Consider the following 25,405-nt stretch of genomic DNA (forward strand, 5'->3'; position numbering starts at 1 on the left):
GGTCACGCTTCCTTCTTGTCGCCGGCCAGCAGCGCGAGCGCGCTGGTCGGGCAGGCTTCCACCGCGGTGCGGACCGCCGCCTGGTCGGCGCCGTCCGCCTCGCCGACGACCATCGCCTTGGCCTCGTCGTCGTGGGTGAAGAAATCCGGGGCGTAGACGACGCAGATCCCGCTGCCGATGCACTGCTCCCGGTCGACGGCGACCGACCAGCCAACGGGGGCGGACGCGGCCATGGCTCAGGCTCCGGCGAGGACGGGCGGCTCGGCCGGGGTGAACCGGTAGAGGCGCTCGGCGTTGCCGCGCAGCAGCTTGTACTGGGTCTCGGCGGGCAGGTGGCCGATGACGCTCTTCACCGTCTGGATGCAGTTCGGCCAGGTCGAGTCCGAGTGCGGGTAGTCGGTCTCGCACATGATGTTGTCCTCGCCGATCTCGGCGAGGCTGGCGATGCCGTGGTGGTCCTCGATGAAGCAACCGTAGATGTGGTCGCGGAACGTGGCGCGGACGTCGAGGGTGTCGAGGTCGACGCCGGTGGAGCCGCCGTGGTCCATGAACTTCGCGCCCCGCTGGACCCAGTAGCGCTGCTTGTCGAGGACCTGCTCGGCGCGCTCCAGGTAGTACGGCATCCAGCCGATCTCGCCCTCGGACAGGGCGATCTTCAGCTTGGGGTAGCGCTGGAACATGCCGGAGAACAGCCAGGAGAGCATGGCGCCCGAGGTGCGCATCGCGCCCCAGGTGAGGTTGGCCAGGAACGGCGTGTTGGAGGCGATCTTCGGCACCTGCGACGAGGAGCCGACGTGCATGGAGGCGACCATCTCCAGCTCGTTGGCGGCGGCCATGACCGGGTCCCAGTAGCGGTCCGGATCGTGAATGGTGGGCAGGCCGAGCGGCTCGGGGTTCTCGGAGAAGGCGAACGTCGTGGCGCCCTTCGCGGCGCAGCGCTCCAGCTCCGCCGCGGCGAGCTTCGGGTCCCACAGGGGTATGAGCGCGAGCGGGATGTAGCGGCCGGGGGCGGCGGCGCACCACTCCTCGATCATCCAGTCGTTGTAGGCCTTCAGGCAGACGAGGCCGAACTCGCGGTCACTCGCCTCCATGAACAGCTGCCCGCAGAACCGGGTGATCGTCGGGAAGCACAGTGAGGCGAGGATGCCGGCGCGGTCCATGTCCTTGACCCGCTCCACCGGGTCGTAGCAGCCGGGCCGCATCTCGCTGTAGGGCAGCGGCTCGGGGCTGAACTCCTCTTTCGTCTTGCCGGCGACGGCGGACAGGCCGGAGCTGGGGTAGCGCTTGCCGTCGTACACCCAGTAGTCCATGCCGCCTTCGTTGACCATGTGGGGGGCGCGGTCGCGGTCCTTGCTCGCGACCCGGTCGATCCACACGTGCGGCGGCTCGAGGATGTGGTCGTCAACCGAGATCAGCCAGTTCAGCCTGGGGTCGTCAGATGACATGGGGTACTCCTTGTGCTGAGGCTTGTGCTGGGGCGTGCCAAGACATGCTGGGACGGGAGGCGGGTGCGAGCCGGGTCCGGAACCGGTTCCGGGACTGGGACTGGGACGGGATCCGGGATCGGGTCAGCGCAGCTCGCCGATGGACAGGTGCTTGACCTCCTGGAAGGCGCGGATGCCGTCGGGGCCGCGCTCGCGGTCGAGACCGCTCTGCTTGTAGCCGCCGCTGGGGGCGTAGGCGCTGAACACAGAGGTGTTGACGTTGACCGCGCCGGTGCGCAGCCGGCGGGCGACGGCGGTGGCCGTGGCGACGTCCTTGCCGTACACCTGGCCGGACAGGCCGTAGACGCTGTCGTTCGCGATCCGCACGGCGTCGTCGAGGTCGCGGTAGCCGATCACCGACAGCACCGGGCCGAAGATCTCCTCCTGGGCCGCCGGGTTGGCGTTGTCGGGCACGTCGAGGACGGTGGGCTCGAAGTAGTAGCCGCGATCGAGGCCGGCGGGCCGGCCACCACCTGTGGTGACCTTGCCGCCGTGCTGCTCGGCCAGCGCCACGTACCGCTCGCAGCGCGCCCGCGCCGCGTCGTTGATGACCGGGCCCATCATCATGCCCGGGTCCGACGGCGGACCGACCTTCAACGACCCGTAGGCGCGGCTGACCGCCTCGACCACCTCTTCCTTGCGGTCCGCGGGCACGAGCATCCGGGTGGCGGCGACGCAGGCCTGGCCGGCGGTGGTGGCCACGACCATGATCGCCCCGGTCGCCACACGGTCGACGGCGTCGGGCAGGTAGATCTGCGCGGACTTCCCGCCGAGCTCCAGCGAGACCCTTTTCACCGTCGGCGCCGCCTGGGCGAGGATCCGCTTCCCGACGGCGGTCGAACCGGTGAACGACACCATGTCGACGGCCGGATGCGTCGTCAGCAGCTCGGCGCCGGCGGCGCCCTCCTCCACGACGACGGACAGGACTCCCGGCGGCAGGCCGACCGCCTCCGCCGCGGCGCCGAACACCAGCGAGGAGATCGGCGTCAGCGGGCTGGGCCGCAGGACGACCGAGTTGCCTGCCATCAACGCCGGGATGACCTTCTGGAATGCCATGATGATCGCGCCGTTGTACGGCGTGATCGCCGCGACCACGCCGATCGGCTCGTGCCGCCGGACACTGAGCGCCACCCGGCCGAGCACCAGCTCGTTGACGGGGACGGGGCTTGCTTCCTCGTGCCGCATCGACTGGTAGAGGTCGATCGTCGCGCGCCCGAGTGCCAGGCCGGAGGCGAACTGCGCCCGTTCCGCGTACGCGACCGGCTGGCCGGCTTCGGCGATCATCGTGGCGACGAGCGCGTCGTGCGAGGCCTCGATGTGGTCGAGGAACGCCAGGAGCACCTTCGCGCGTTCGGCCGCGGGCTTGTCGGCCCACACTCCCTCGTCGAAGCTGCGCCGTGCCTCGGTGATGGCCCGCTCGATCTCGGCGAGCGGTGTCACGCCGATCTCGGCGACCGTCGACTCGTCGGCCGGGTTCTCCACGGCGAACGAACCGTCGCCATCCACCCATCGCCCGGCGACGTACGAACGCCGTTCCTCGATGATTGCCGGCACCCCGGCCTCCCAACTGGACTACTGGATTCGCGTACCTGGGTTCGCGCCCCCCGCGGACCGCGCGCGCCGGGTCCTGGCGCTGGGTTCGGAACGGGGCTGCGTTGTCGTTCTCGTTGTCGATGTCGGAGCGATCCGCGCTCTCGGCGCGGACCGCGCGTTAGAACGGGTCAGAACGGGTCAGAACGGGACGGCGCTGTAGACGACGGCGCCGCCGTAGTGCGGCGACGAGTGGCAGGCGACGCCGATGGTTGCCTTGTCGCGCTGGCGTTCGCCCGCGCGACCGGACAGCTGCAGATAGCACTCGAGCATCTGGGGGACGCCGTGCATGCGGCCGTTCCCGAGCGCGCCGCCGCCGGACAGCGCCGGCAGCCCGTCTGGGCGGTCGGCGTCGATGCCACCGGCCTGGACGAAGCGGTGCGCCTCGCCGACCGGGCATAGGCCGAGAACCTCCAGCCAGAAGTACACGAACGGCGAGAACCCGTCGTACACCTGCGGAAGGTCGATCTCGGCCGGCCCGACCCCGGAGCGCTCCCACAGCCGGCTGGCCAGGCCGAAGCCGGCGTCCATGATGTCGTCGAGCGGCCAGTGCTGCGCCAGCCGGCGCCGCGGCGGCAGGCCGGACGCGTAGCCGGCGATGTAAACCGGCTTGTTCGGCAGGTCCGCGGCCCGCTCGGCGGAGGTCAGGACGAACGTGGCGACACCGTCGACCGGGATGTCGCAGTCGTACCGGCAGATCGGGTCCACCAGCGTCTGCGCGGCCAGGTACTCCTCGGCGGTGAGCGGCTTGCCGTGCCAGTACGACCAGGGGATGCGTGCGCCGTTCTTGCGTGCCTCCACCAGCACCGCCGCCATCGCCTCCCGGCTCGCGCCATAGCGCGCCAGGTACTCGTTGTACGGAAGGGCGATCATCTGCAGCGGGCCGAAGAAGCCCTGCGGAACGGTCCACTGCTGCCAGCCGACCGCCGCCTTCATCGGGTTGGCGTGATAGCTGCCCACCGGGTTGTGCAGGGCCCGGTGCAGCAGTACATAGTCGGCAGTGCCGCTCGCGACCGCGTTCACCCCGAGCGCCAGCGACCCGGTCAGCGCACCCACGCCGTCGAAGCCGGCGGTGTAACGCGCGTCGGCGCCGAGATGCGCGGCCATCCACTGCGACGACACGATGCTCGTCCCGTCCTCGACCGCGTGCGCCCCGGCCGTCGGGAACATGGAAGCGCTGACGAACCCGTCGACGTCGGCGACCTCGAGGCCCGCGTCGGCGATCGCCCGGCGGGCCGTGTCGACGGCGAGGACACCCAACGGTTCGGGCGCGTGCCGGCGGACGAGGCTGTGGGCGTAGCCGACGACGGCCACCTCGTTGCTCGGCCGGCCGCGTCGTTGCTGGCCGCTTCGAGCCCAGCTGCGCCGCTGCCGGTCGCTGGTCGCCCCACTGGCGCTGCCGCCGCTGTGCTGCTGGTCGCCCCGCGCCCGGTCGCCCCGCGCCTGGTCGTCGCGCGCCGCGTCGTTCTCGCTCATGCCTCACCCGCCAGCTCGAAGGCGGGAATGGCGACCTCTGGCGCCACGTCCTCGAACGCGACGGTGACCGGGGTGCCGACGCGGAGCGGCGCGTCGGGCCCGTCGAGGAGCCGGCCGATCAGGCGCAGCTCGGACTGTTCGGCGAGCTCGACGTCGACGAGGACGAAGGGCACGTCGAAGCCCGGGAGGAATGACTGGCGGACCACTGTCCACGACCTGACGGTCCCGCGGCCGCCGACCGGCTGAAAGGTGAAGCCCGGGTCGGTGCTGCCGCAGTGCGGGCAGATGATGTCGGGTGGGTGGGTGAAGGCGCCGCAGCGGGCACAGCGAGCGATCATCAGCTCGTGGCGGGCGACCGCGGCCCAGAACGGCGCGGACTGCTCGTCCGGCACTGGCAGCGGCCGACGAGTGGGCGTGGCGGCGGGTGACGCCGTGGACGCGTCGGTCGGCGCCGTGGAGGTGTTGGCCGGCGTGGAAGTGTCAGCCGGCGTGGTCGCGGGTGCCGGGGCGGTCACGGGATGACCTTCGCTTCGTTCAGCTCGCCGATCTGCTCCCAGGTACGGCCGAGCTCCAGCAGGATTTCCTCGGTGTGCTCGCCATGCTCAGGGGCACGCCGCAGCGGCGGCGGGCGCTCGTCGAACTGCACCGGAACGGTCGGCAGCCGGTAGGTCGACCCGTCCTCGACGTGGACCTCGCCCAGGTAGTCGTTCGCCAGCACCTGCGGATCGGTGAGCAGCTCCTCCACCGCCTGGACCGGCGCCCAGGGCGCGTCGATCCCGGACAGCAGATCCTTCCACTCCTCGAAGGTGCGGCTGGCGAACTCGGCGTCCAGCTCGGCGACGCAGGCATCCCGGTTCGCGCCGCGCGTCCGCAGGTCCGCGAACCGCGGGTCGGCGGCCAGGTCGTCGCGTCCGAGCAGCTGGCAGAAGTCCGCCCAGTAGCGGTCAGCCTCGAGGAACACCAGCTGGATGTGGCGCCCGTCCTTCGTCCGGTAGGTGCCGACCAGCGGGTTCGGGCCGCCGGTGCGGCCGGGCATGGCTCGCGGCTGAGTGCCGGACAGCGCCGAGAGCACGTCAGACGACAGCGTCCACATCGCCGTCGCGAGCAGCGAGACGTCGACGACCGAGCCGGAGCCCGTCCGTTCCCTGCGCAGCAGGGCCGCCGTCACGCCGAACGCCAGCGCCATCGCGCCGTTGCGGTCGCCCATCGCGCCGCGCTGGCTGATGGGGTAGTCCCGCTCCGGCGGGGTCAGCACGTGCGCGAGGCCGCCACGCGCGAAGAACGCCGACGAGTCGTAGCCCGGCCGGTCGGCGTCCGGCCCGCGGGCGCCGAAGCCGTGGCCCCGGGCGTAGACCAGCCGCGGGAAGCGCTGGCGCAGGGTGTCGGCGTCCAGGCCAAGACGGGAGAGCGCCCCGGGCCGGAAGTTCGTCAGGAACACATCCGCGGTCGCGAGTAGCTCGTCCAGCAGGGCTCGTCCCTGCTCACGGCGCAGGTCGAGCGCGATCGAGCGTTTGCCTCGGTTGGCCAGGGCGACGGACAGGTTGACCCCGCCGCTGTCGGTTCCAATGCCCTGGGTGGCCAGGCCCCGGTATGGGTCGCCTTCGAGGCGTTCGATCCGGATGACATCCGCGCCCCAGTCGGCCAGCAGCGCGCCGGCGACCGGGACGAACACCCATTGCGCCAGCTCCACGACGCGGACGCCGTCCAATGCGCCTGGAGCCTCGGGTGGGTCCAGCGGGTCTACCGGGCCTGCTTGGCCTGACGTGTCTAACTCGGCGTCGTCCACTCGACGGACCTCCCCTCGCGTCGTGCCGCACCCCTCGGCCGTGCCGCAGGATGTCACGACGCCTCGCACTGTAGAACGGGACTCTCGTTGCTGAGAAGCCCTCAATTCACTTCTAGGTAGAGCTTGACGTCCCCGTTGAATGTTGCGAGCATGCGTGCACTCCCGGTGCGCGGACGGCTCGAGCCGGCGCCGAGGTCTCGTTCGGCGGCCATGTCCGGCTGCTCACACACCTGCGGCGGGTCCCCGATCCCGAGGCGCGCCGCTGAACGCTTCGATTGACGGCTGCGGCGTGCCCTGGGCGTGGTTGCCCGCCTGCTCGTCGTCCCGACTGATCATTCCCAAGCCGTCGCCGCTGGGCGGGGCTTCGACCACGAGGTGAGGGCAAGTGGCACACACGAGGGGCCTGCTGGGCAGGCCGAATCGCCGACGTTCACGGCGGATGACCGGCCGGTTATCCGGCTTATCCCGGTCTGCCGGGTTATCCGGGCTGGTCTTAGCACTCGCCGCGACCGTTGGCCTCGCGGCCTGCGGGAGTGACGACGGCGGTGGTGGCGGCACTCCGGCCGCCTCGACAAGCGCGGCGACGTCGTTGCTCGGCCCGTCCGCGCCGGCAAAGGGTGCGCCCGTCAAGATCGGGATCGTTACCGAGGGCAAGTCGCAGGTCTCGGACATGTCGGCCCAGAACACCGTCGCCGACGGTACCGCGAAGTGGCTCAACGAGCACCGCGCCGGCATCGCCGGCCGGCCGATCGAGCTGGTCAAGTGTGACGCTCTGGGCGACCCCGGCAAGGCGACCGACTGCGGGAACAAGTTGATCGAGGCCGGGGTCGTCGCGGCCGTGTTCGGTGAGTCCGCCGTCATGCAGGACGCCTGGAAGCCGCTGCACGACGCCGGCATCCCGGTGATGCTCTACGCCACCAGTGAGCGGGCGCTGCTCGCGGACAAGGACTCGACCTTCATCCTGTCCGACCCGTCGGCCGGGCCTATCGCCGTGCCGATCCAGGTGGCCAAGGACAAGGGCTACAAGAAGGTGACGTCGATCGTCATCGACGTTCCGGCCGCGCTCGGCCTGGAGACGACGGTGGCGCCCGGCAAGTACAAGGACGCGGGCCTGGAGCACGAGCTCATCCGGATCCCACCGGGCACCGCCGACATGACGCCGCAGCTCGGACCCGTCGTCGCGGGCGACCCCGGCATGGTGTTCGTGCTCGGCAACGACTCGTTCTGCATCAGCGCCTTCAACGGCCTGCGCGCGGTCGGGTACACCGGCCAGATCACCAGCATCGCCCAGTGCATCACCGACGCCACCCGCAAGGCGGTGCCGGGTGACCTGCTCAAGGGCATTGAGATCACGGCGTCGGCGCCGATCGGGACCGACAACCCCTCCACCCAGCTCTACAAGGCCGTGGTCAGCGCGTACGCCAAGGGTGTGGACACCAGCCAGATCGGCGGGATGAGCATGTTCAGCGCGCTCGCCGGCTTCCAGATCGCGACCTCCAAGATCAGCGGCGACGTCACGCCCGCGAGCATCCTCAGCGCGGTCCGGGCGATGCCGGAGGCGGAGCTGCCCGGCGCCGGCGGGCTGAAGTTCAAGTGCGACGGCAAGGCCACCCCGCTGTCGAGCGCCGTGTGCACCCGCGGCTCGCTGGCCGCAACCCTCGATGCCAAGGGGAATCCGAGCAGCTACGAGTTGGTCGGCACCTCCGCTGCCGGCTGAGCCGGCTCGCGACCCCGGGGCCGGGAACCATCCCGGCCCCGGGCCTGCGCGGTTCGCGCCTGCCGATCGGCGACGTTTCCACCAGGTGCCGGCGAATCCGCCACGTTCCGCGGAACAGCCCGGCCCGCGGTAGGCAGCCCCACAGGACAACGACTCCGAACGTGAAACTTTGGACGGGACGTGGAAGGGACGGGCCGTGGAAGCCGCCTTGGACACCGAAACCAGCAAAGTCGAGGCCGGCGAGGGTGAGGTCAGCATCTCCCGCCGGATTCGGCAGCTCGTCGAGGAGAACCCGACCGACGTGGTGTTCCGCCACATCGGGCTGGACGGCTCCGAGCCGGCATACACCTGGCCGATGCTGGACCGACGTGCCAGCCAGCTCGCCGCCGCTCTCGCGGACCGCGGTCTGCGAGCCGGCGACCGGCTCGGGATCGGGCTGCGCAACTCGCCGCAGTTCGTGCTCTCCGTGCTCGCGACCTGGAAGCTCGGCGCCGTGCCGGTGCCGGTCCGCTGGGATGTGCCCGACTGGGAGCTCGAACGACTGCGCCAGGTGATCGACCCGCGGATCTACCTGGGCCCGCAGGACCTCGCCTGGATTGACGAAACCGAGCGGCTCACGGTCCCGGACCTGCCCGACGTCGTCTCTCCGCACGTCAACGGCATCTGCAGCAGCGGCTCGACCGGGACCCCGAAGATCATCCTTTCCGAGCGGCGAAGCATCCACGACCCGCGTTATGCCGGGAGGCTGCTCGAGAACTGGCGCCCGGTGCGCGAGCCGCAGACCATCCTCGTGCTCGCGCCGATGTACCACACGAACGGTTTCTCCACGCTGTTCAGCCTGCTGATGGGCGACCGGCTGGTGGTGATGGAGAAGTTCGACGCCGCCCGGGTCGTCGACGTCATCGAACGGCACCGGGTCACCACGTTCACCGCGACCCCGACAATGCTGCAGCGGATCGCCGACCTTCCCGGCATCGACGGCCGCGACCTGTCGAGCATCGACTGGTTCATTCAGGGCGCGGCTCCCATGCCACGGTCGCTCGTCCACCGGTGGGCCGGGCTCGTCGGCCCCGAACGCATCGTCATGGCCTACGGCATGACCGAAGGGCTCGGTCTCACGGCGATCCGTGGCGACGAGTGGCTCACCCACCAGGGCAGCGTCGGCCGCGGCATCGGCGGCACCGAGCTGCGCATCCTGGACGCCGACGGCGCCGAGTCACCACTCGGCGAGATCGGCGAGATCTACCTGCGTTCCCCGTCCTATGGCGGATACCGGTACCTGGGCGACGCCCCGCGGCTGCGCGGCACCGACGAAGGCTTCCACACCGCCGGCGACATGGGCTACCTGGACGCCGACGGCTACCTGTACCTCGTCGACCGCAGGGTCGACCTGATCGTCACCGGCGGGGCCAACGTGTTCCCCGCCGAGGTCGAGTCCGCGCTCATCGACCACCCCGCCATCGCCGACGTGGTCGTCGTGGGCCTGCGCGACCCCGAATGGGGCCGCCGGGTGCACGCCGTCGTCGAACCGGCCGACCCCGCGAACCCTCCGTCCGCGGATGACGTCATTGCCTACGCCAAGAACCGGCTCGCCCACTACAAGGCGCCCAAGACCGTCGAGTTCGTCGCGGCGATTCCGCGCAGCGAGGCGACAAAGGTCAACCGCGGCGCCCTCGTCGCCGCTCGTGGCGGCTGATCCGGGTAATCGCGGCCACAGTCCGGGCGACCCGCCCGGACTGCGCGCCGCGTCCGCCCCGACGAAAGGTAGCGTCGAGCCTGTGTCCTGGGCAGAACGCGCCGCCGACCGATCGCCGTCGGTCCGCCGCTCACGCCTGCGCACCATCCAACAGGCAAAAGTGATCGTCCAGGCGGCCCGGCGGCTGGTCGACGAGAAGGGCGACCAGTTCACCACCCAGGAACTGGCCCGCGAGGCCGGCGTCGCACTGCAGACGTTCTATCGGCATTTTCCCGGCAAGGACCAGCTGCTGGTCGCCGTCATCGAAGACATGATCGCCGAAAACGCGGAGCTCTATGCCGCCGCCGCGAGCCACCTCCCCGACCCGGTGACCCGCCTGCGCTTCTACATCACCGAGATCCTCTCAGGCCTGACCGTGGCCGACGGCGCGGGTGACGGCGGCCTCGCCGCTGTGGCCGACGGCGCCGCCGGCGAAAACGCCCCTGGCACTGACGGCGTCCCTCCTGGCACTGACGGCGTCCCTCCTGGCACTGACGGCGTGCCAGGTATTGGCGGCGTCCCTGTGGGCGACGTTCCCGGCGTTGGCATTGGTGGCGTCGGCTCGGCCGGTGGTGGCGCGGTCGGCGAGGCCTCCGTCGGCGCCGGGCGGCGCGGCGGACCGGGCGACGCCGACGCGGTGGATGGCACAGCACGTGCCGGCACCGGGCCGCGTTTCATCACCGCCCAGCACTGGCGGCTGCACCAGCGTTTCCCGGAGGACATGGCACACGCTATCCAGCCGATCACCGATTTAATCGCCCGCGAGCTGCACGAGGCCCAGGCCGCCGGCCTGCTGCACCCGACCGACCCGGACCGGGACGCCGCCCTCATCACGAAGCTGGTCATGACCGTCTACCACCACTACGCCTTCGCCCCGCCGGGCGAGGCGACCACGGCCGTCACCGAACACCTCTGGTCCTTCTGCCTCACCGGTCTCGGCGGCCCCGCACCCGCCGCGCGTCCAGCGGCGACGGCGACCCGCGCGTCCACCAACGGAGAGCGCGTCTAGTCGGGCTTTGTCTGAAGCGGCTCTCGCGTTTCCGCGGCGCGTGGCGCGGGGTGATCGGATGCGTGGCGGCTGGTCCGCCGATGTGTGACGATCCGGGGCGTGGCGTTGGTCGGCCTGCGGGACGAGAGCGTGTCGGCATTCGCGGACGGGCGAGAATGGGGGACAGCCGGCGCCTACGAGGCAGTCTCCGCGGTGGCTGGGTTCGCCGTCGACCCGGGCGCCGCGGCCAACCGGGGGATCGTCGATCTCGAGCGCGTCGCCGGCGCGGACGGCCTGGCGCGTTTCGAGGCCGACCTTCGGGTGCTGCGCCCGCGCGCCGGCGGCAACGGCTGGCTGGTCTTCGTCGTCCCGAACCGGGGGCTGCTCGGCGGCATCCCGTTCTCCGCGGGCGCGCCGATACAGCTCGCCGACCTGGACACGCTCGACGCGGGCGACGGCTTTCTGCTCGCCCGCGGCTGGACGGTCGCCTGGTGCGGCTGGCAGTGGGACGTGGCGCGCGGCGAAGCGAGCGTTGGTCTCACCGCGCCGACCGTCGACGTCGGGCCAGGATGGCTACGGATCGAGTTCCGTCCGGACACGGACCAGCCGGACCATCCGCTTTCCGACTCGTCGCCGTTCTTCGCCTTCACCGACTTCCCGACCGTCGGCGTCGACGACCCGGACGCGTTCCTCACCGAGCGGCTGACCCCCGACGGGGCTCCCCGGCCGGTTCCTCGCGACCGGTGGCGGTTCGTCGACGCGACGACGGTGGCGCTCGACGGCGGGTTCCGTGCGTTCCACTGGTACACGCTGACCTACCGGACGTCGCTGTGCCCGGTGGTGGGAACCGGGCTGCTCGCGGTTCGGGACGCGGCCTCATGGCTGCGCCGGACTGGAGGCCTGACGCATGCGTTCGCCTTCGGCGTCTCCCAGTCGGGCCGGTTCCTGCGACAGTTCCTGTATGAAGGCCGCAACGTCGACGAGGCAGGCGCCGTCGTCTTCGACGGCGTTTTCGCCCATATCGCGGGTGCCCGGCGCGGTGAGTTCAACCACCGATACGCCCAGCCCTCGCTCACCCACCCGCTCGGCCTCACAAACCTGCCTCCGTACGACACGGCCGGCCTCCTCGCCCCGCCCCGCGCGGCTGCGGCGAGCAGCGGGGCAGTGAGCAGCGGGGCGGCGAACAGCGGGGCGGCGAATAATGAGGCGGGGGACCACGAGGCGGAGGTCCCCAGCGCGGTGCCGAAGCTGTTCCTGACCAACAGCTCCTGGGAGTACTGGCGCGGCGACGGCGCGCTGGTACACATCCATCCGGAGACCGGCGAGGACCTGCCTGACGACCCGGACGCGCGCGTCTACCTGCTGCGCGGCACCGACCATTTCGGCGCACTAACCCTCAAAGAGTTCATGCCGGGGGCGAACCCGACCCACGCGCATGACGTCGGCCCGATCCTGCGCGCCCTGTTCGTCGCGCTGGTGGAATGGGTCTGCATGGGCGACGACCCGCCACCGAGCAAGGTTCCCCGCTGGAAGGACGGAACGGCGTCGACGCGCGAGGCCGTCCTGAAACAGTTCGCCACCACGATCGACGCCGCCACCACCACGGCCGCCGTCGCCATCGCCACCGACGCCACCGACGCCACCGACGCCACCGGCGGCGCGTGGCTCCCGGATCTCGACGCGCTGAACGTCACCCGGGACATGGATCTCGGACCCGGCGCGGAAACCGGCACCGGCCGCTGGCCGCCGGTGTTCGGTGCGGCGAAACCAGCTGTCGTCGCCGCGGTCGACGCCGATGGCAACGAGACCGCCGGCGTCGCGCTGCCCGTCGTCGCCGTCCCGGTCGCGGCGTACACCGGTTGGAACCCGCGTCGCCCCGTCGCCGGGCTGCCGAACCCGCTGTACGAGTTCCTCGGCAGCATGTTGCCGCTGCTCACCGACCCCGGATTCCCAGCCCGCGACGCCTACGAGTCGGCGGTCCGTGCCGCCGCCGCGGGTCTCGTCGAGTCCCGTTTCCTGATTGCCGAGGACGTCGAGTCCACCGTTCGCGAGGCGCTCACCGTCTATGACCGCGCGGCTGTTCCCGGACGGTCGCCCGGCGGCCAACCGGGCGCCACACCAGCGGGCTGACGCCGGCCTGGCCCGCGCCGCGCGAGGGAGGCCGGCCCGCCGATGCGACCTGGGCTGGCTGGCCCGGTGCCGGGAGCTCAGTGCGGGGGAAGTTCAGTGCGGGGGAAGTGAGGAGCCGGGGAGCGGGCCCGGCCCTGGGACCAACCCGGCCCGTGCCGCTGGTGCAGCCGATGCGGCTGGTGCGGCCGAGGGATCGTCGGACGTGCACCGGCCCGGCATACGCGGAACGGGGGGAGCCGCGCGTGCCGGGCCGGCAGGGCACAAACTACACCAAAACCATGGGCGAGGTTGATCCGCGACCGCATCCGTCTTCGGCGACGGACCTCCCCGGTCCTCGGCGACGGTCGGGCCGTCTCCGAGGATCAGGCGGTGGCACGGGCGCGCTGCGCGAGCAGGGTTCGCTCACTTTGGCGAACCTCGACCGCCAGGGCGAAGTCGCGGTTGTCGAGGGCCTCGTCCTTCGCCTCGCGCAGGGCCGCGATCTGGGCGTCGAGGTCGCCCGACACCGAGTCGAGCAGGGTTGGGCCCGGATAGGGCAGGACGCCCAGTGCGACCAGCGTCCGCCGGCGGGCCTCCTCCCGGTTGAGCCGCAGCCGGTCGAGGATCTTGGCGCCTTCGCCCCCGTCCTCGCGCAGCAGGCTGAGCAGGATGTGCTCCGGGCCGACGTGGGCGTGGTCGGCCGTCTTCGCCTCGAGCCGGGCGCGTTCCAGGATCCATTCCGCCCGCTGAGTGAAGGACGGGCGACGGTCTCGCCGGGCCTTTCCTCGCATCGTGGCTGGCCTGGCGAGGCCGCGGCCCACGACGGCCTCTACCGCGGAGCGGGCGTGTTCCAGCGTGACGCCGAGCGACGCCAGCACCCGGGCTCCGGCGCCAGTCCGCCGGTTCAGCAGGGCGAGCAGCAGGTGTTCGGTGCCGATCTGTTCGTGGCCGAGGTCGAGGGCCTCTTCCTGAGCGACGGTGAGCAGACGGCGGGCAGGGTCATTGAACAGGTCATGCATCGGTGAGCTCCCCGGCGCGGCGTCCCCCCGACCGCCCGATGAAGTTGATCGTTTGTTGTTATTCCATTCTCGTGGACGGCGGGGCCCCATGTGGCCGTTAAGGCTGAAATGCCCGTCGCGCGCGGTGCGGAGGCCGTGGCCCCGCAGTCCCGCGGAGACGTTCGGCGGGAGGGCGCCTCGCCGGGGGCCACCGAGCGCCGGCGCGCGGTACCTTTGATCGCATGACGTCACCCATGTGCAAGGGGGCCGCGCTCCTCGTCACCGCATGAGCGGTGCATCCGTGCGCACGCCGGCCGAGCTGCGTCGGCTTCGCCGCCAGCGGCCACATCGTTGCTGGAACCATCTGCTGGCCGCGCCATTGTGGCCGAAGCACGGCGTCAATCTGGGCACGTTGCTGCGAACCTGCGACGCCGTCGGGGCCTGTCTCGCCGTGCCGCGCGGGCCGCACTGGATCTCCGAGGCACTCGCTCAGGGAAACACCCTGCGTCACCGATCGTGTGTCCACCGCGTGGCCGACCCGCTCGACTGGCTGGCCTCCCACCGCGCCGCCGGAACCGCGATCGTCGGAGTGGAACTCGCGGAGGGCTCGGTCCGCCTCGGCGACCTGCCGGCGGCGCGCGGTCGCACTGTGATGGTGCTCGGCCACGAAGGCACCGGGATCCCCGACGAGGCTGTGCCCCTGCTGGATACCGTCGTCGAGATCCCCATGGTGGGCACCGGGCATTCGCTGAACGTCGCCGTCGCCGGCTCGCTCGTCCTCTACCGGCTCGCAGGTCTCCTCTGATGCTGACGCCCCAGCCAGCCGTGGCCTCCGCCCGCCACGATCATGGCGGTGTGCGCCGCAACGCGCCTGGCGGCTACCGTCTCGCCCAACGGCTACATCATGTAGTCGTGCATGTACGGCTCAGGTGGTCGCTGGCGGGCGATCGCGGGTGGCCAGGGTGATTGCCCAGGCCCGCCGCGGGTGCCCTCCCGACCCGGCTCCGTCCCGACAGCGATTCGTGTCAGATAGGCCAGCCCATAGACAGGCTGAGCTGACACGCTTCGGGGCACCACTGTCGATGTGTGTCAGATAGGCCAGCCCATGGCTGCTTTTCCCTTGGGACACATATGACCTGCGTCACTGATGGTGGTGGCACGCTGCTTCTGGTCCGTCGACGCCTCCGCAAATGGTGGATAGCAGCAACGGAGGCCGTCTCGGCCGTGAGGTCTGCTGGTTAGTTCATTTGCCAGAGCCACACTGTCCCGTCGTCGCTGCCGGTGGCGAGGGTGCGTCCGTCGGCCGAGAACGCGACTGAGCGCACGGCGTCGGTGTGGCCGGTGAGGGGTTCGCCGATTGGGTGAGGGTCGGTGGGGCGGGAGAGGTCCCACAGCCGCACCGTCTGGTCGGTGCTGCCGGTGGCGAGCGTGCATCCGTCGGCCGAGAACGCGACTGAGCGCACGGCGTCGGTGTGGCCGGTGAGGGGTTCGCCGATTGGGTGAGGGTCGGTGGGGCGGGAGAGGTCCCACAGCCGCACCGTCTGGTCGGTGCTGCCGGTGGCGAGCGTGCATCCGTCGGCCGAGAACGCGACTGAGCGCACGGCGTCGGTGTGGCCGGTGAGGGGTTCGCCGATTGGGTGAGGGTCGGTGGGGCGGGAGAGGTCCCACAGCCGCACCGTCTGGTCGGTGCTGCCGGTGGCGAGCGTGCATCCGTCGGCCGAGAACGCGACTGAGCGCACGGCGTCGGTGTGGCCGGTGAGGGGCTGGCCGACTGGGTGAGGGTCGGTGCGGCCAGAGAGGTCCCACAGCCATACCGTCCGGTCGCGGCCACTGGTAGCGAGGGCGCGTCCGTCGGCCGAGAACGCCACCGACAACACGGCGCCGGTGTGGCCGGTGAGGGGTTGGCCGAGCGGGCGAGGGTTGACGGGGTAGTCGAGGTCCCACAGCCACACGCTCCCCCCGTACCGGCTGCCGGCGGCGAGGGTGCGTCCGTCGGCTGTGAACGCCATCGACAACACGGAGTCTGTGTAGCCGGTCAGAGGTGGGTCGATCCGGTGAGAGTTGGCCGGTTCGGAGAGGTCCCACAGCAGCACGCTCCCGTCGCGGCTGCCGGTAGCGAGAGTGCCTCCGTCGGCTGTGAACGCCACCGACAACACGGAGTCTGTGTAGCCGGTCAGAGGTGGGTCGATCCGGTGAGAGTTGGCCGGTTCGGAGAGGTCCCACAGCAGCACGCTCCCGTCGCGGCTGCCGGTAGCGAGAGTGCCTCCGTCGGCTGCGAACACCACCGACAACACGGAGCTGGTGTGGCCGGTGAGGGGCTCGCCGAGCGGGCGGCCGCCGGTAAGCACCGACGGTGCCGATGCCGGTGCAAGTGGCGGTGCCGGTGCAGGTGGCGGTGGGTAGGCGGGTTTACTGATCGGCGGCGCGGGGCGCGGGGGTATGGGGTAGGCGGGGGCGTTGGTCGGTTTGGCGCGGCCAGTGAGGGCGTGGCCGATCCGGTCGAGCAGATGTCCGCGGGCGTCGTCCTGGGCGAGGGGGAACAGGTCGATGGAGACCACGGCGGAGAGTAGGCCGGGGCGGTCGCAGTCGTCGACGCGAACCGGTAGCAGCTTGCGGGCGAAGCCGTGGGGGTCGGCTGCGTGGGCGGCTTGCCATTCGGCTTGGCCGTAGACGGAGGTGAGGTAAGCGCCGGACAGGATTGCGATGGTCCGGGTGGCGCGGCGGACGCCGTCGTTCATCTTGATCTGCCAGTTCGATCCGGGGACGAAGTCCCATGCCTGGATCAGTACCTGGTAGCCCGCGTCTTCCAACTGCCAGGCCACCCACTCGGCCCACCGCCGGTCCGCGGCGGTGTACGAGACGAAAAAGTCCCAGCCGCCCGTGTGTGATGAAGCCCCCGAAGCCGTCACGTCTCCGATCTTCCCACCACACGCCAACCACCCGTCACGCGGCGGCGAGGGACCCACGACCGTACGCTCTAGAACGTCGTCGCCTACGCGAGCAGTGCGTCGTAGCAACGTCCGACCTGCGCTAACTGGAGCAAGCATCTCGGGAGCGGCCTTCGGGCTCGCTCCCGTTGTCGTGTCGGCGGGTGCGGGCGTCCGGCCGGTCAGTCGCGGTCGCGGTGGGCGTAGTCCTGGTGGGCATTGCCCTCGGGTCGCGGCCCGGCCGTGTCCGCCGGGTGGCTGGGCTAACCCCTGAGCTCCGATGATCGTTTAGCCCGGTATGGGAATGTAGGCGTAAAGTCGATGTTGCCCACGGACATTTCAGGGGCCTTTACGGGCAATTCTTTTGATCTTGCCGTGAATGGCTGCGGCAGGGATTCCCGTGTTCGGCTGCATTTGCCGGCGGGGCCGTTTACAATGGGAGGTGAAAGAAAAACTCAATAAGGCGGCCCGGGACGGTGCGTCAACACCAATCCCGGGCCTAGATCCCAAACCTTGCCTGAACAAGGAGTGGAACCTGATGGCGATTCTGCCACATGGGACGATCGGCCACGCTTCGCCGTCGTCGTTGTCTTTGCTCGACAAGATCGCGCTTGTTGCGCGGAACCTGCCCACGGCGGCGGACTACGCCGCGTTGGGGATGCGGGCGGTGAACTTCACCCGTCAGGCGCCCGGCTCGGCGCGGGAGTTGCCGGTTCAGCATGCGGTGTTCACGGCGGCGTGTGTGGCGCGGGGCTGGACGGCGGGCGGCTCGGTCGGCCAGATCGGTGACGGGCTGCGTGCCTGGTCGGCGGTGATCCGGCTCGTGCAGAACGGCACCTATGACGTGGTCGTGGTCGACACGTGGGATCGGCTGGCGGCGACTGAGGCCGGGCGGATGCGGGTCCTGGGCATGCTGCGCGACGCGGGGGTACGGCTCCTGATCGCCCGCGACGGGATCGACACCGGCGACTGGATCGGCGCTGGGCTGGTCGACTCCCTGATCGGCCCGCCCGTGGTGGGCAAGGCCCGTGCGGCGGCGTCCCGGTGAGCGGCGGGAACGGCTGGCCGTTGGTCCGGGCGCTGACGCTGCCAGAGCGCGGCTACGGCCTGGAAGTACAGGCGGGCGCGACTCCGGCGGAGATCGGCACGGTCGTGGCGGGGCTTCCCCCGGCGTCGTTCGTCGATCACATGCCCGCGCGGCAGGCGGGGGTGGTGCTGCTGTTTCGCAGGTTCCCCGACGGCGTCCCCGACCCGGCGGCGCCGTCCGGTGGGTTCGGCGGTGGGCGGGAGGCGGTGACGCTGCCTGGCGGCTGGGTGCCGGACGTGGCGGCGGTGCCGGACCGTGGCCTGACTCCGTACCAGGTCGCGGCCTATGAACTGATCTCGGCGGCGGCGGACTCGGCGATCGGGGCCCGTGTCTTCGACCTGGTCAGGCGGGAAGCTCCCGAAACGGTCGTCGCACTGGCGGGCCTGCTACGCGACGGAACGCGGGGCCGGTGCGGCTGCCGATCGGATCGACACCACTCGTAGTCCAGGTGGACGGCGGCGGCCGACGATCCTGCACAGGGTTGCCGGCCGTCGCCATGTCCGGGGCCTCGGGGCTCTGCCCCGTCATACCCCCGGCTGAGCGGGGCTTCTCCGGTGGGCAGGCAAGCTCTGCTTTGCCGCAGGGTTCTCGGCCGTGCAAGATCCGCCCGGCGTTCCCTGCGCTCATCGGGTCGGGTGGCGGTCTTGCGCGGTCGGGGTTCCTGTGGCAACCCTCTGGGTGCCTGCTCACCGGAGGAGACACGCGGACTCCTGCCCTGCCCTGCCCCCTCTCCGGAGGCGGCCGGGGGTTCGGGGGCTGGCCCCCGAGCACTAGACCGGACTCGCCCGGCTCGCTGTCATGCCCGCGGTATCGCGCTGCCTACTGACGGAATCCGCGGTGGCCTTCACCGTCCTGGTGGTGGGGTGCGACGGGCCGACGCTCCGACGCGCGGGGGTGGGTGGCAGACCCGACGTGCCCGGGGTGCCGAGCGAAGCGAGGCGGGGCCCCGGCGGCGCGGCGGGGCTGACGGGCCCCGCCCCCGCGCGGCGCGTGCGGCGGCACGGCGCAGCCCGCCACGGCGGCCGAAGGCCGCCCTTGAAACCGTAGAGAAACTCTGCGATGGCGATCATCGGCGAAAGTGCCCTCCGGGCGGACTGCCCGTGCAGTGCGCTGGTCCCCTGGCGGCGTGGGATGCTGATCGTGTGGTCGGTGGGGGCATGGTCGACGGGGCGCAGCGCTTCTTTGTGTCGTACTCGGGCGTAGATGTCGGGTGGGCGGAGTGGATTGCCTGGACATTGGAGGCTGAGGGGTACGAGGCGCTGATTCAGGCGTGGGATTTCGGGGCTGGGTCGCATTTTGTTGGTGAGATGCATCGAGCAGTAGCTGGTGGCAGACGGACAGTGGCTGTGCTGTCGGATGCCTATTTGAAGTCGGCGTTCGCGACGGAGGAGTGGCAGGCCGTGTGGGCGGCTGATCCGGCGGGTGCAAATCGACTGTTGCTGGTCGTCCGAATCGAGGACTGCGACAGACCTGGGCTCCTGCGTCAGGTCGTGTCGGTGGACCTGTTCGGCATCGAACGAGATGTGGCCCGTCAACGGTTGCTAAACGCGATCGCTGGGCGCCGGGGAAAGCCGAAATGTGAGCCCGTGTTCCCTGTGGCGGCTGCGTCGGACACGATAACACAGCTCCCGCCCCTGAACCTGGCGGCCCGTGCTCCGGCGGCCGGATCGGCTTACTTGGAGCAGGTGCGCCAGATCGCTCCGCCGTGCCTGGTCGGCCGAGAAGCAGAACTCGCACGCTTGGCCGAGTTCTGCACCGCCGCAGACGATGCCACGGACCCTGCGTATGTATGGTGGCGAGCGGCGGCGTGGACAGGAAAGTCCGCGTTGATGTCCAGCTTCGTGCTGGATCCTCCAGCAGGGGTGCGGGTAGTGTCGTTCTTCATTACCGCCCGGTATGCCGGTAACAGCGACCGACTCGCGTTCGTCGAGATCGTCACCGAACAACTCGCCGACATCCTCGGAGAGTCGGTGCCACCGTTCCAGGATCCGGGCCGCCGGGAACGGCTGTGGTTCAAATTTTTCGCGGACGCCGCTGCCTCATGTCAGGAACAGGGGCAACGGCTGATATTGGCCGTGGACGGACTGGACGAGGACCGGGGGGTGATCGGGCCGGGTGCGCGCAGCATCGCCGGGCTACTCCCCGCCAGCCCACCGCATGGAGCGCGGGTGGTGGTCGCGAGCCGCCCGGACCCGCCAATCCCTGGCGACGTGCCCGTCGGCCACCCGTTGCGTGACCCGGGCGTCATCCGAACGTTGAGCCGGTCGGCCTATGCTGCGGCAATCAGGGCGGACATGCAGGCTGATTTGCACCGACTCCGAACCGGTGGTCCGCTGGAGCGGGAACTGCTGGGGTTGGTGACTGCTGCCGGTGGCGGTCTGTCGGGCCGTGATCTGGAGGAGCTCTCGACCGATACCGAGGTGACTGAATGGGATATCGAACAACTGCTGTCCACTGTCGCCGGTCGCAGTTTCGCCAGCCGGCCACCAAACTGGAGCTCGAACGGCGCGATGGTCTACCTGCTCGGCCATGAAGAACTCCAACAGGACGCCGTCCGCGCCTATGGGCCCCGAAATCTCGCCGCCTACCGGGACCGGCTCCACATCTGGGCGCGCGAATATCGGCAGCGGCAGTGGCCGCAAGACACTCCGGAATACCTGCTTCGCGGCTACTACCGGCTGCTGCTGGCAACCGGCGACCTAACCCGCGCCGTCGAGTGCGCCACCGACCAGCAACGCCACGACCGGATGCTCGACCTGACCGGCGGAGACGCCGCCGCCCTAGCCGAGATCGCCGACGCCCAGAACACGATCCGCGCTCAGGAGTCGTCCGACCTGCCGCTAATGGCCCGGCTGGCCGTTCACAGGCAACGGCTCGCGGAGCGTAACAGCAACATCCCTACTCACCTGCCCGCTGTCTGGGCCCGACTCGGCCATGCGACCCGCGCGGAGCAACTCGCCTGCGGCATAACCGATCCGAGTTCGCGGGCCCGGGCACTGATGGAGGTGGCCGGTTCTCTTGCTCAGGTCGGTGAGGAGGCTCGCGCTGTACAGGTGATCACCGACGCTGAGCAAGTTGCTCGCAGCATCGCCGATCCGAGTTCGCGGGCCCGGGCACTGATGGAGCTGGCCGGTTCTCTTGCTCAGGTCGGTGAGGAGGCTCGCGCTGTACAGGTGATCACCGACGCTGAGCAAGTTGCTCGCAGCATCGCCGATCCGAGTTCGCGGGCCCGGGCACTGATGGAGCTGGCCGGTTCTCTTGCTCAGGTCGGTGAGGAGGCTCGCGCTGTACAGGTGATCACCGACGCTGAGCAAGTTGCTCGCAGCATTGCCAATCCGGAAGATCAAGTCTCGCGGCTCGCGAATGTAGCCGTCACTTTCGTCCAGGCTGGTGAGCTGGCCCGCGCTGTGCAAGTCGCTTCCGACGCCGAGCAAGTCGGCCGCGACATCACCAACCAGCAGGATCACGGCTGGGCACTGGCGTATGTGGCCGACGCCCTTGCTCAGGCCGGTGAATACGTCCGCGCCGAGCAGCTCGCCCGCGACATCACCGACCCGCACTCTAAAGCTCAGGCCCAGGCGAACGTGGCCGACGCCCTTGCCCAGGCCGGTGAGCTGGCCCGCGCTGCGCAAGTCGCAGCCGACGCCGAGCAGACAGTTCGCGACGTAACGTCCATCTGGGACCACGCCTGGGAGCTAGCGAGCGTTGCCGGCGCCCTTGCTCAGGCCGGTGAATATGTCCGCGCCGAGCAACTCGCCCGCGACATCACCAGTCCAGGCAACCAAGCCGGGGCGCTGGCGAAGGTCTCCGGCGCCCTTGCTCAGGCCGGTGAATACGTCCGCGCCGAGCAACTCGCCCGCGACATCATCGAGCCGCACTCCCAAGCCAGGGCGCTGGCGAAGGTCTCCGGCGCCCTTGCTCAGGCCGGTGAATACGTCCGCGCCGAGCAACTCGCCCGCGACATCATCGAGCCGCACTCCCAAGCCGGGGCGCTGGCGGACGTAGCCGGCGCCCTTGCCCGGGCCGGCGAGCGGGTTCGCGCCGAGCAGGTCGCCACCGATGCTGAGCAAGTCGCCCGCGACATCGCCAACTCACGGGGCCAGGTCCAAGCGCTGGTGGCCGTAGCCGGCGCCCTCGCCCGAATCGGCGAGCGGGTTCGCGCCGAGCAGGTCGCCACCGATGCTGAGCGAGTCGCCCGCGACATCACCAACCCGGAGCAACTAATTCAACTGCTGACATACGTGGTCGGCGCCCTTGCCCGGGCCGGCGAGCGGGCTCGCGCCGAGCAGGTCGCCACCGATGCTGAGCAAGTCGCCCGCGACATCACCAACTCACGGGGCCAGGTCCAAGCGCTGGTGGCCGTAGCCGGCGCCCTCGCCCAAATCGGCGAGCAGGCTCGCGCCGAGCAGGTCGCCACCGATGCTGAGCAAGTCGCCCGCGACATCACCAACCCGGTCGACCAGGGTTGGGCGCTGGTAGGCGTGGCTATCGCTCTCGCTGAGGCCGGCGAAGGCGTCCGCGCCGAGTGGATGGCCCGCGACATCACTGACCCAGACGCCCAGGTCTGGGCGCTGGCGGACGTGGCGGGTGCCCTGGCTCAGGCCGGTGAATACGTCCGCGCCGAGCAGCTCGCCCGCGAAATCGCCAGTCCGCATGCCCAGGCGCGCGCGCTGGCGTTGGCGGCCGTGGCGGGCGCCCTCGCCCAGGTCGGCGAGCGGGCCCGCGCCTTGCAGATCATCACCGACGCCGAGCAAGCTGCGCGCAACGTCGCCAGTCCGCAACCCCAGGCGCTGGCGCTGGCGGATGTGGCGAACGCCCTGGCTCAGGCCGGTGAACACGTCCGCGCCGAGCAGCTTGCTCGCGACATCACCGACCCACACTCTCGGCCCCAAGCGCTGGCGGATGTGGCGAACGCCCTGGCTCAGGCCGGTGAACACGTCCGCGCCGAGCAGCTTGCTCGCGACATCACCGACCCACACTTCCAGGCCCGAGCGCTGGCGGACGTGGCCGGTGCCCTTGCCCAAGCCGGTAACCGCGCCTTGGCTACTCGTCTGCTCGGGGAAGCTCTCGGTATTGGCAACTGGACCGGTCTGCCGCTCTCAGTAGTCGCTGAGGTGAGCCCGGATGCGATACGGACGATTGCCGACGCGACTGTTGGCAATCGGGAAGGCTGATCGCGCCAGGTGCAGTCAGTTGGCGGTGAGGCGTGCATGCACGATGTGCGGCGCTGCGCTGGGATGTCGGCTCGGCACTCGATCCCCGGAACGAACAACTCGGCACTCGCGGCGGGCCCGCACGGCGGTCCGCATCTTGCGCCCTCCTGCACCCTCCATCGATGATCATCGGTTGTTCGTTATTTCATCGGCGATCCTGCCTGTCAGGGAGGCCGCCGGGGTCTCGCGCGACCAACGCTATAGATCGCTGGTCAATCGTCACCTGAGGCAGAACCCGTCAAGCGTCAGCTGCGACTCGACATTGCGTTGGCGTTGGCGCCTCGGGATGCCGGCATGTCGGTGTTCTGCGCGGTCTGTCAGCGTTGCCTTCGCGTCACATGTCTTTGTTGCCGGGTATCGATCGGGCGTGCTCGGCGAGGTCTTCGGCTTCGGGGTGGCCTGCGGCGTCGAGGGCTTGGCATAGTTCCGCGAGGCGGGTGCTCACGATGGCGGATGGTACGGCGGCCGTGGTGATGGCTTCGCGTGCGATGGCGACTGCTTGGTCAGGGTCGCCGGCCTCGGTGTAGGCGGTGGCGAGTCTGACGCGTACTTCCAGCAGTTCGCGCGGCATGTCGTCCCCGGTCTGCTCGACCGACGATCGCAGGTGCGGGATGGCGGCGTGGGGCTGGTCAGCGTAGAGCAGTGATGATCCGGCGGCGAAAGCGATTTCAGAGGGGGCGGCCCAGTAGATGTACGGGGGGTCCTCGGCGGGGTTCGCTGTCTGGATCGCCTGGTAGGCCGCATCGATGGCCTTCTTGGCCTGGTACTGGTCATGGGCGCGGCCGTGGGAACGCGCGAGACCGGCGAAGAGGACAGCCTGTTCGGTGGCGGTCAGCCGTCCGCGTGCTCCTGCCCGCGCTGAGCGGAGTAGGTCCACGGCGCTGCGGGGGTCGCCGGTCGTGCGGGCTTGGTCGGCCATGCAGCGCAGGATGTTGGCGGCGATGCCGGGGGCGTCGGCTTCGTGGGCGGCACGGAGGCCGACGAGGTAGTAGCGCTGGGCGGTGCCGTGGTGTCCGGCGTCGTAGCTGGTCCAGCCGGCAAGGCGGGCGAGTTCGGCGGCGATGCCGTAGAGGCTCCGGCCGTCTGCCTCGGTGTAGCTGGTGTGGCGGAGCAGCCGGACGACGAGGCGAAGCTGTTCGGTGACCATGCCATGGACGGCCTGGCCACCGAGCTTGTCGTCCAGGCGGCGAAGCGCGTCCAGCGTGATCGTCAGATCGGTCACGACTCCCGCGTCAACGCGTTTCCCGGCCAGTGAGGCGACGATGCGGGCCGGGTCGGCGAGGAGCCATTCCTGCGCCGCAGTGGCCAGCGCCACGCCGGACAGGGCGAGGAACTGGCGGCGCTCCCACGATGAGCCAGTCATCGGCGCCACCTCCTCAAACGCGGCAGCGAGCCCGCTGGAAGTCCACAACTGCTCTATTCCGGCGTCGGCCGGTAGTTCCCGCTCGTGTCTGAGTGTACGAGCCTGCCGTCGCGGCGTTCTGCGCTCCGTTCCAGTCGGAAGCGCGGCCGGTCTCGGGCCTGTCCCGGGCGGGATGAGGTTCGTGGTGGCGGCGGTCGGCCGGCGGTGGGGGCGGAATCCGAGTTCGGCGTCCGTCGCCGCGTGCAGGATGAGGCGTAAGGCCGCGCGGTAGTCGGCATGGGGCCAACGCACGGTGCCGCGTTCGAGTTTGCCGATGTAGTGGGCGTCTACCGCGCAGATGCGCTCGGTGGCCTGGTAGACGGCGATGTTGAGCAGCTCGGCCAGTTCCTGACGCGACAGCGGCTGTCCGGGCAGGTGCGGGGAGGCGGTCCGTTCCCGTGCCTGCCGCAGCTGTCTGTTGGGCTCGCGCACGGCGTTTCCCCTTTCCGGCGCTGTCACTCCTGATCGTCGCACAGCGAGATTAGACAACTACACCGGTGGATTCGCTCTGGCCGTGCGAAAAGAAGCATGGCCGTCGTAACTGCCCCTGTTCTGCCCCCCAATCTGCCCCGTGGACTGGGCTTGCCTGCCACCCAGGCGGTGGTGTCGCCGTCGGTCGCCCGTGCAGGTCGCTGGTCGTGCCCCCTCTCGTGCCCTCGGATTGCTCGGAAGATCGCCGGATCGTACGGAGTGTCGGTTCCGGTCGGGCTGGCGTCGATCCCCCGGCCGGGGCCGGCCTGACAGCCGGCTGCCTGGCGTGGGCGCTCGGCCTGACGTGGGGAGGCGCGGTGACGACGGCGGTCATTCTTGAGTGGAGTGGGGGTGTGGGTGGTCCGGTGGTTCTGCCGGTGCTCGCGCCGTTGGGGCAGGACGGGGTGGCGTTGTCGCGGCAG

The 25,405-nt window shown here is 70.3% G+C and carries 17 protein-coding genes; 8 read left to right on the plus strand and 9 right to left on the minus strand.

Annotated elements, in window-relative coordinates:
* Nucleotides 1-2: 2 nt before the first annotated feature.
* The 6 genes from QOZ89_RS05705 to QOZ89_RS05730 all read right to left on the minus strand — a co-directional run bounded on the left by QOZ89_RS05705 (nt 3) and on the right by QOZ89_RS05730 (nt 6,285).
* Nucleotides 3-233, minus strand: coding sequence for a ferredoxin (locus tag QOZ89_RS05705; protein WP_071052418.1), 231 nt, complete (start codon nt 231-233; stop codon nt 3-5).
* Between the two features lie 3 nt (nt 234-236).
* Nucleotides 237-1,445, minus strand: a complete 1,209-nt coding sequence (locus QOZ89_RS05710; RefSeq protein WP_071052417.1) for an amidohydrolase family protein — start codon at nt 1,443-1,445, stop codon at nt 237-239.
* 123 nt (nt 1,446-1,568) lie between these two features.
* On the minus strand, nt 1,569-3,038 hold the full coding sequence (locus QOZ89_RS05715) for an aldehyde dehydrogenase family protein (RefSeq protein ID WP_071052416.1): 1,470 nt from the start codon (nt 3,036-3,038) through the stop codon (nt 1,569-1,571).
* 177 nt (nt 3,039-3,215) lie between these two features.
* The gene (locus QOZ89_RS05720; protein ID WP_312623165.1) at nt 3,216-4,550 is read right to left on the minus strand and encodes a thiolase family protein; all 1,335 of its coding nucleotides are present in this window, start codon (nt 4,548-4,550) and stop codon (nt 3,216-3,218) included.
* Nucleotides 4,547-5,065, minus strand: coding sequence for a Zn-ribbon domain-containing OB-fold protein (locus QOZ89_RS05725; RefSeq protein ID WP_491723641.1), 519 nt, complete (start codon nt 5,063-5,065; stop codon nt 4,547-4,549). Before QOZ89_RS05725 ends, QOZ89_RS05720 begins: the two co-directional genes overlap by 4 nt.
* Nucleotides 5,062-6,285: a CaiB/BaiF CoA transferase family protein gene (locus tag QOZ89_RS05730; RefSeq protein WP_071052471.1), complete on the minus strand. Its 1,224-nt coding sequence runs from the start codon at nt 6,283-6,285 to the stop codon at nt 5,062-5,064. The genes QOZ89_RS05725 and QOZ89_RS05730 overlap by 4 nt, the downstream gene beginning before the upstream one ends.
* 490 nt (nt 6,286-6,775) lie before the next feature.
* On the opposite strand from QOZ89_RS05730, the gene QOZ89_RS05735 reads away from it, so the two are divergent.
* From QOZ89_RS05735 to QOZ89_RS05750, 4 genes are all read left to right on the plus strand, one after another.
* Nucleotides 6,776-8,053 carry an ABC transporter substrate-binding protein gene (locus tag QOZ89_RS05735; RefSeq protein WP_071052415.1) on the plus strand — a complete coding sequence of 426 codons (1,278 nt, stop codon included), beginning with the start codon at nt 6,776-6,778 and terminating at the stop codon, nt 8,051-8,053.
* Between the two features lie 196 nt (nt 8,054-8,249).
* Nucleotides 8,250-9,749 carry a class I adenylate-forming enzyme family protein gene (locus tag QOZ89_RS05740; protein ID WP_312623166.1) on the plus strand — a complete coding sequence of 500 codons (1,500 nt, stop codon included), beginning with the start codon at nt 8,250-8,252 and terminating at the stop codon, nt 9,747-9,749.
* Between the two features lie 82 nt (nt 9,750-9,831).
* Entirely contained in the window at nt 9,832-10,797 is a 966-nt protein-coding gene (locus tag QOZ89_RS05745) for a TetR/AcrR family transcriptional regulator (RefSeq protein ID WP_241842198.1), read from the plus strand.
* 99 nt (nt 10,798-10,896) lie between these two features.
* Nucleotides 10,897-12,906, plus strand: a complete 2,010-nt coding sequence (locus QOZ89_RS05750) for an alpha/beta hydrolase domain-containing protein (RefSeq protein WP_312623167.1) — start codon at nt 10,897-10,899, stop codon at nt 12,904-12,906.
* Between the two features lie 362 nt (nt 12,907-13,268).
* Here the strand turns inward: QOZ89_RS05750 and QOZ89_RS05755 are convergent, their stop codons facing one another.
* Complete coding sequence (locus QOZ89_RS05755) at nt 13,269-13,904, minus strand: Clp protease N-terminal domain-containing protein (protein WP_071052413.1); 636 nt, start codon at nt 13,902-13,904, stop codon at nt 13,269-13,271.
* Between the two features lie 265 nt (nt 13,905-14,169).
* Here QOZ89_RS05755 and QOZ89_RS05760 point away from each other — a divergent pair, with 265 nt between their 5' ends.
* Complete coding sequence (locus QOZ89_RS05760) at nt 14,170-14,688, plus strand: TrmH family RNA methyltransferase (protein ID WP_071052412.1); 519 nt, start codon at nt 14,170-14,172, stop codon at nt 14,686-14,688.
* Nucleotides 14,689-15,121: 433 nt separating this feature from the next.
* On the opposite strand, the gene QOZ89_RS05765 is transcribed toward QOZ89_RS05760, so the two are convergent.
* The gene (locus tag QOZ89_RS05765) at nt 15,122-16,792 is read right to left on the minus strand and encodes a toll/interleukin-1 receptor domain-containing protein (protein WP_312623169.1); all 1,671 of its coding nucleotides are present in this window, start codon (nt 16,790-16,792) and stop codon (nt 15,122-15,124) included.
* A gap of 418 nt (nt 16,793-17,210) precedes the next feature.
* Between QOZ89_RS05765 and QOZ89_RS05770 the strand changes: the two genes are divergently transcribed.
* The 3 genes from QOZ89_RS05770 (at nt 17,211) to QOZ89_RS05780 (ending at nt 23,071) form a co-directional block, all read left to right on the plus strand.
* Nucleotides 17,211-17,858, plus strand: coding sequence for a recombinase family protein (locus QOZ89_RS05770; RefSeq protein WP_312623170.1), 648 nt, complete (start codon nt 17,211-17,213; stop codon nt 17,856-17,858).
* Nucleotides 17,855-18,340: a hypothetical protein gene (locus tag QOZ89_RS05775; protein WP_312623171.1), complete on the plus strand. Its 486-nt coding sequence runs from the start codon at nt 17,855-17,857 to the stop codon at nt 18,338-18,340. The genes QOZ89_RS05770 and QOZ89_RS05775 overlap by 4 nt, the downstream gene beginning before the upstream one ends.
* A gap of 714 nt (nt 18,341-19,054) precedes the next feature.
* The gene (locus tag QOZ89_RS05780) at nt 19,055-23,071 is read left to right on the plus strand and encodes a TIR domain-containing protein (protein WP_312623172.1); all 4,017 of its coding nucleotides are present in this window, start codon (nt 19,055-19,057) and stop codon (nt 23,069-23,071) included.
* Between the two features lie 373 nt (nt 23,072-23,444).
* On the opposite strand, the gene QOZ89_RS05785 is transcribed toward QOZ89_RS05780, so the two are convergent.
* A complete protein-coding gene (locus QOZ89_RS05785) occupies nt 23,445-24,944 on the minus strand; it encodes an NsdA family TPR-like regulatory protein (RefSeq protein WP_312623173.1) in 1,500 nt (499 codons plus the stop codon).
* Nucleotides 24,945-25,405 lie beyond the last annotated feature (461 nt).

This window comes from Pseudofrankia coriaricola (assembly GCF_032027725.1).
Classification (GTDB): domain Bacteria; phylum Actinomycetota; class Actinomycetes; order Frankiales; family Frankiaceae; genus Pseudofrankia.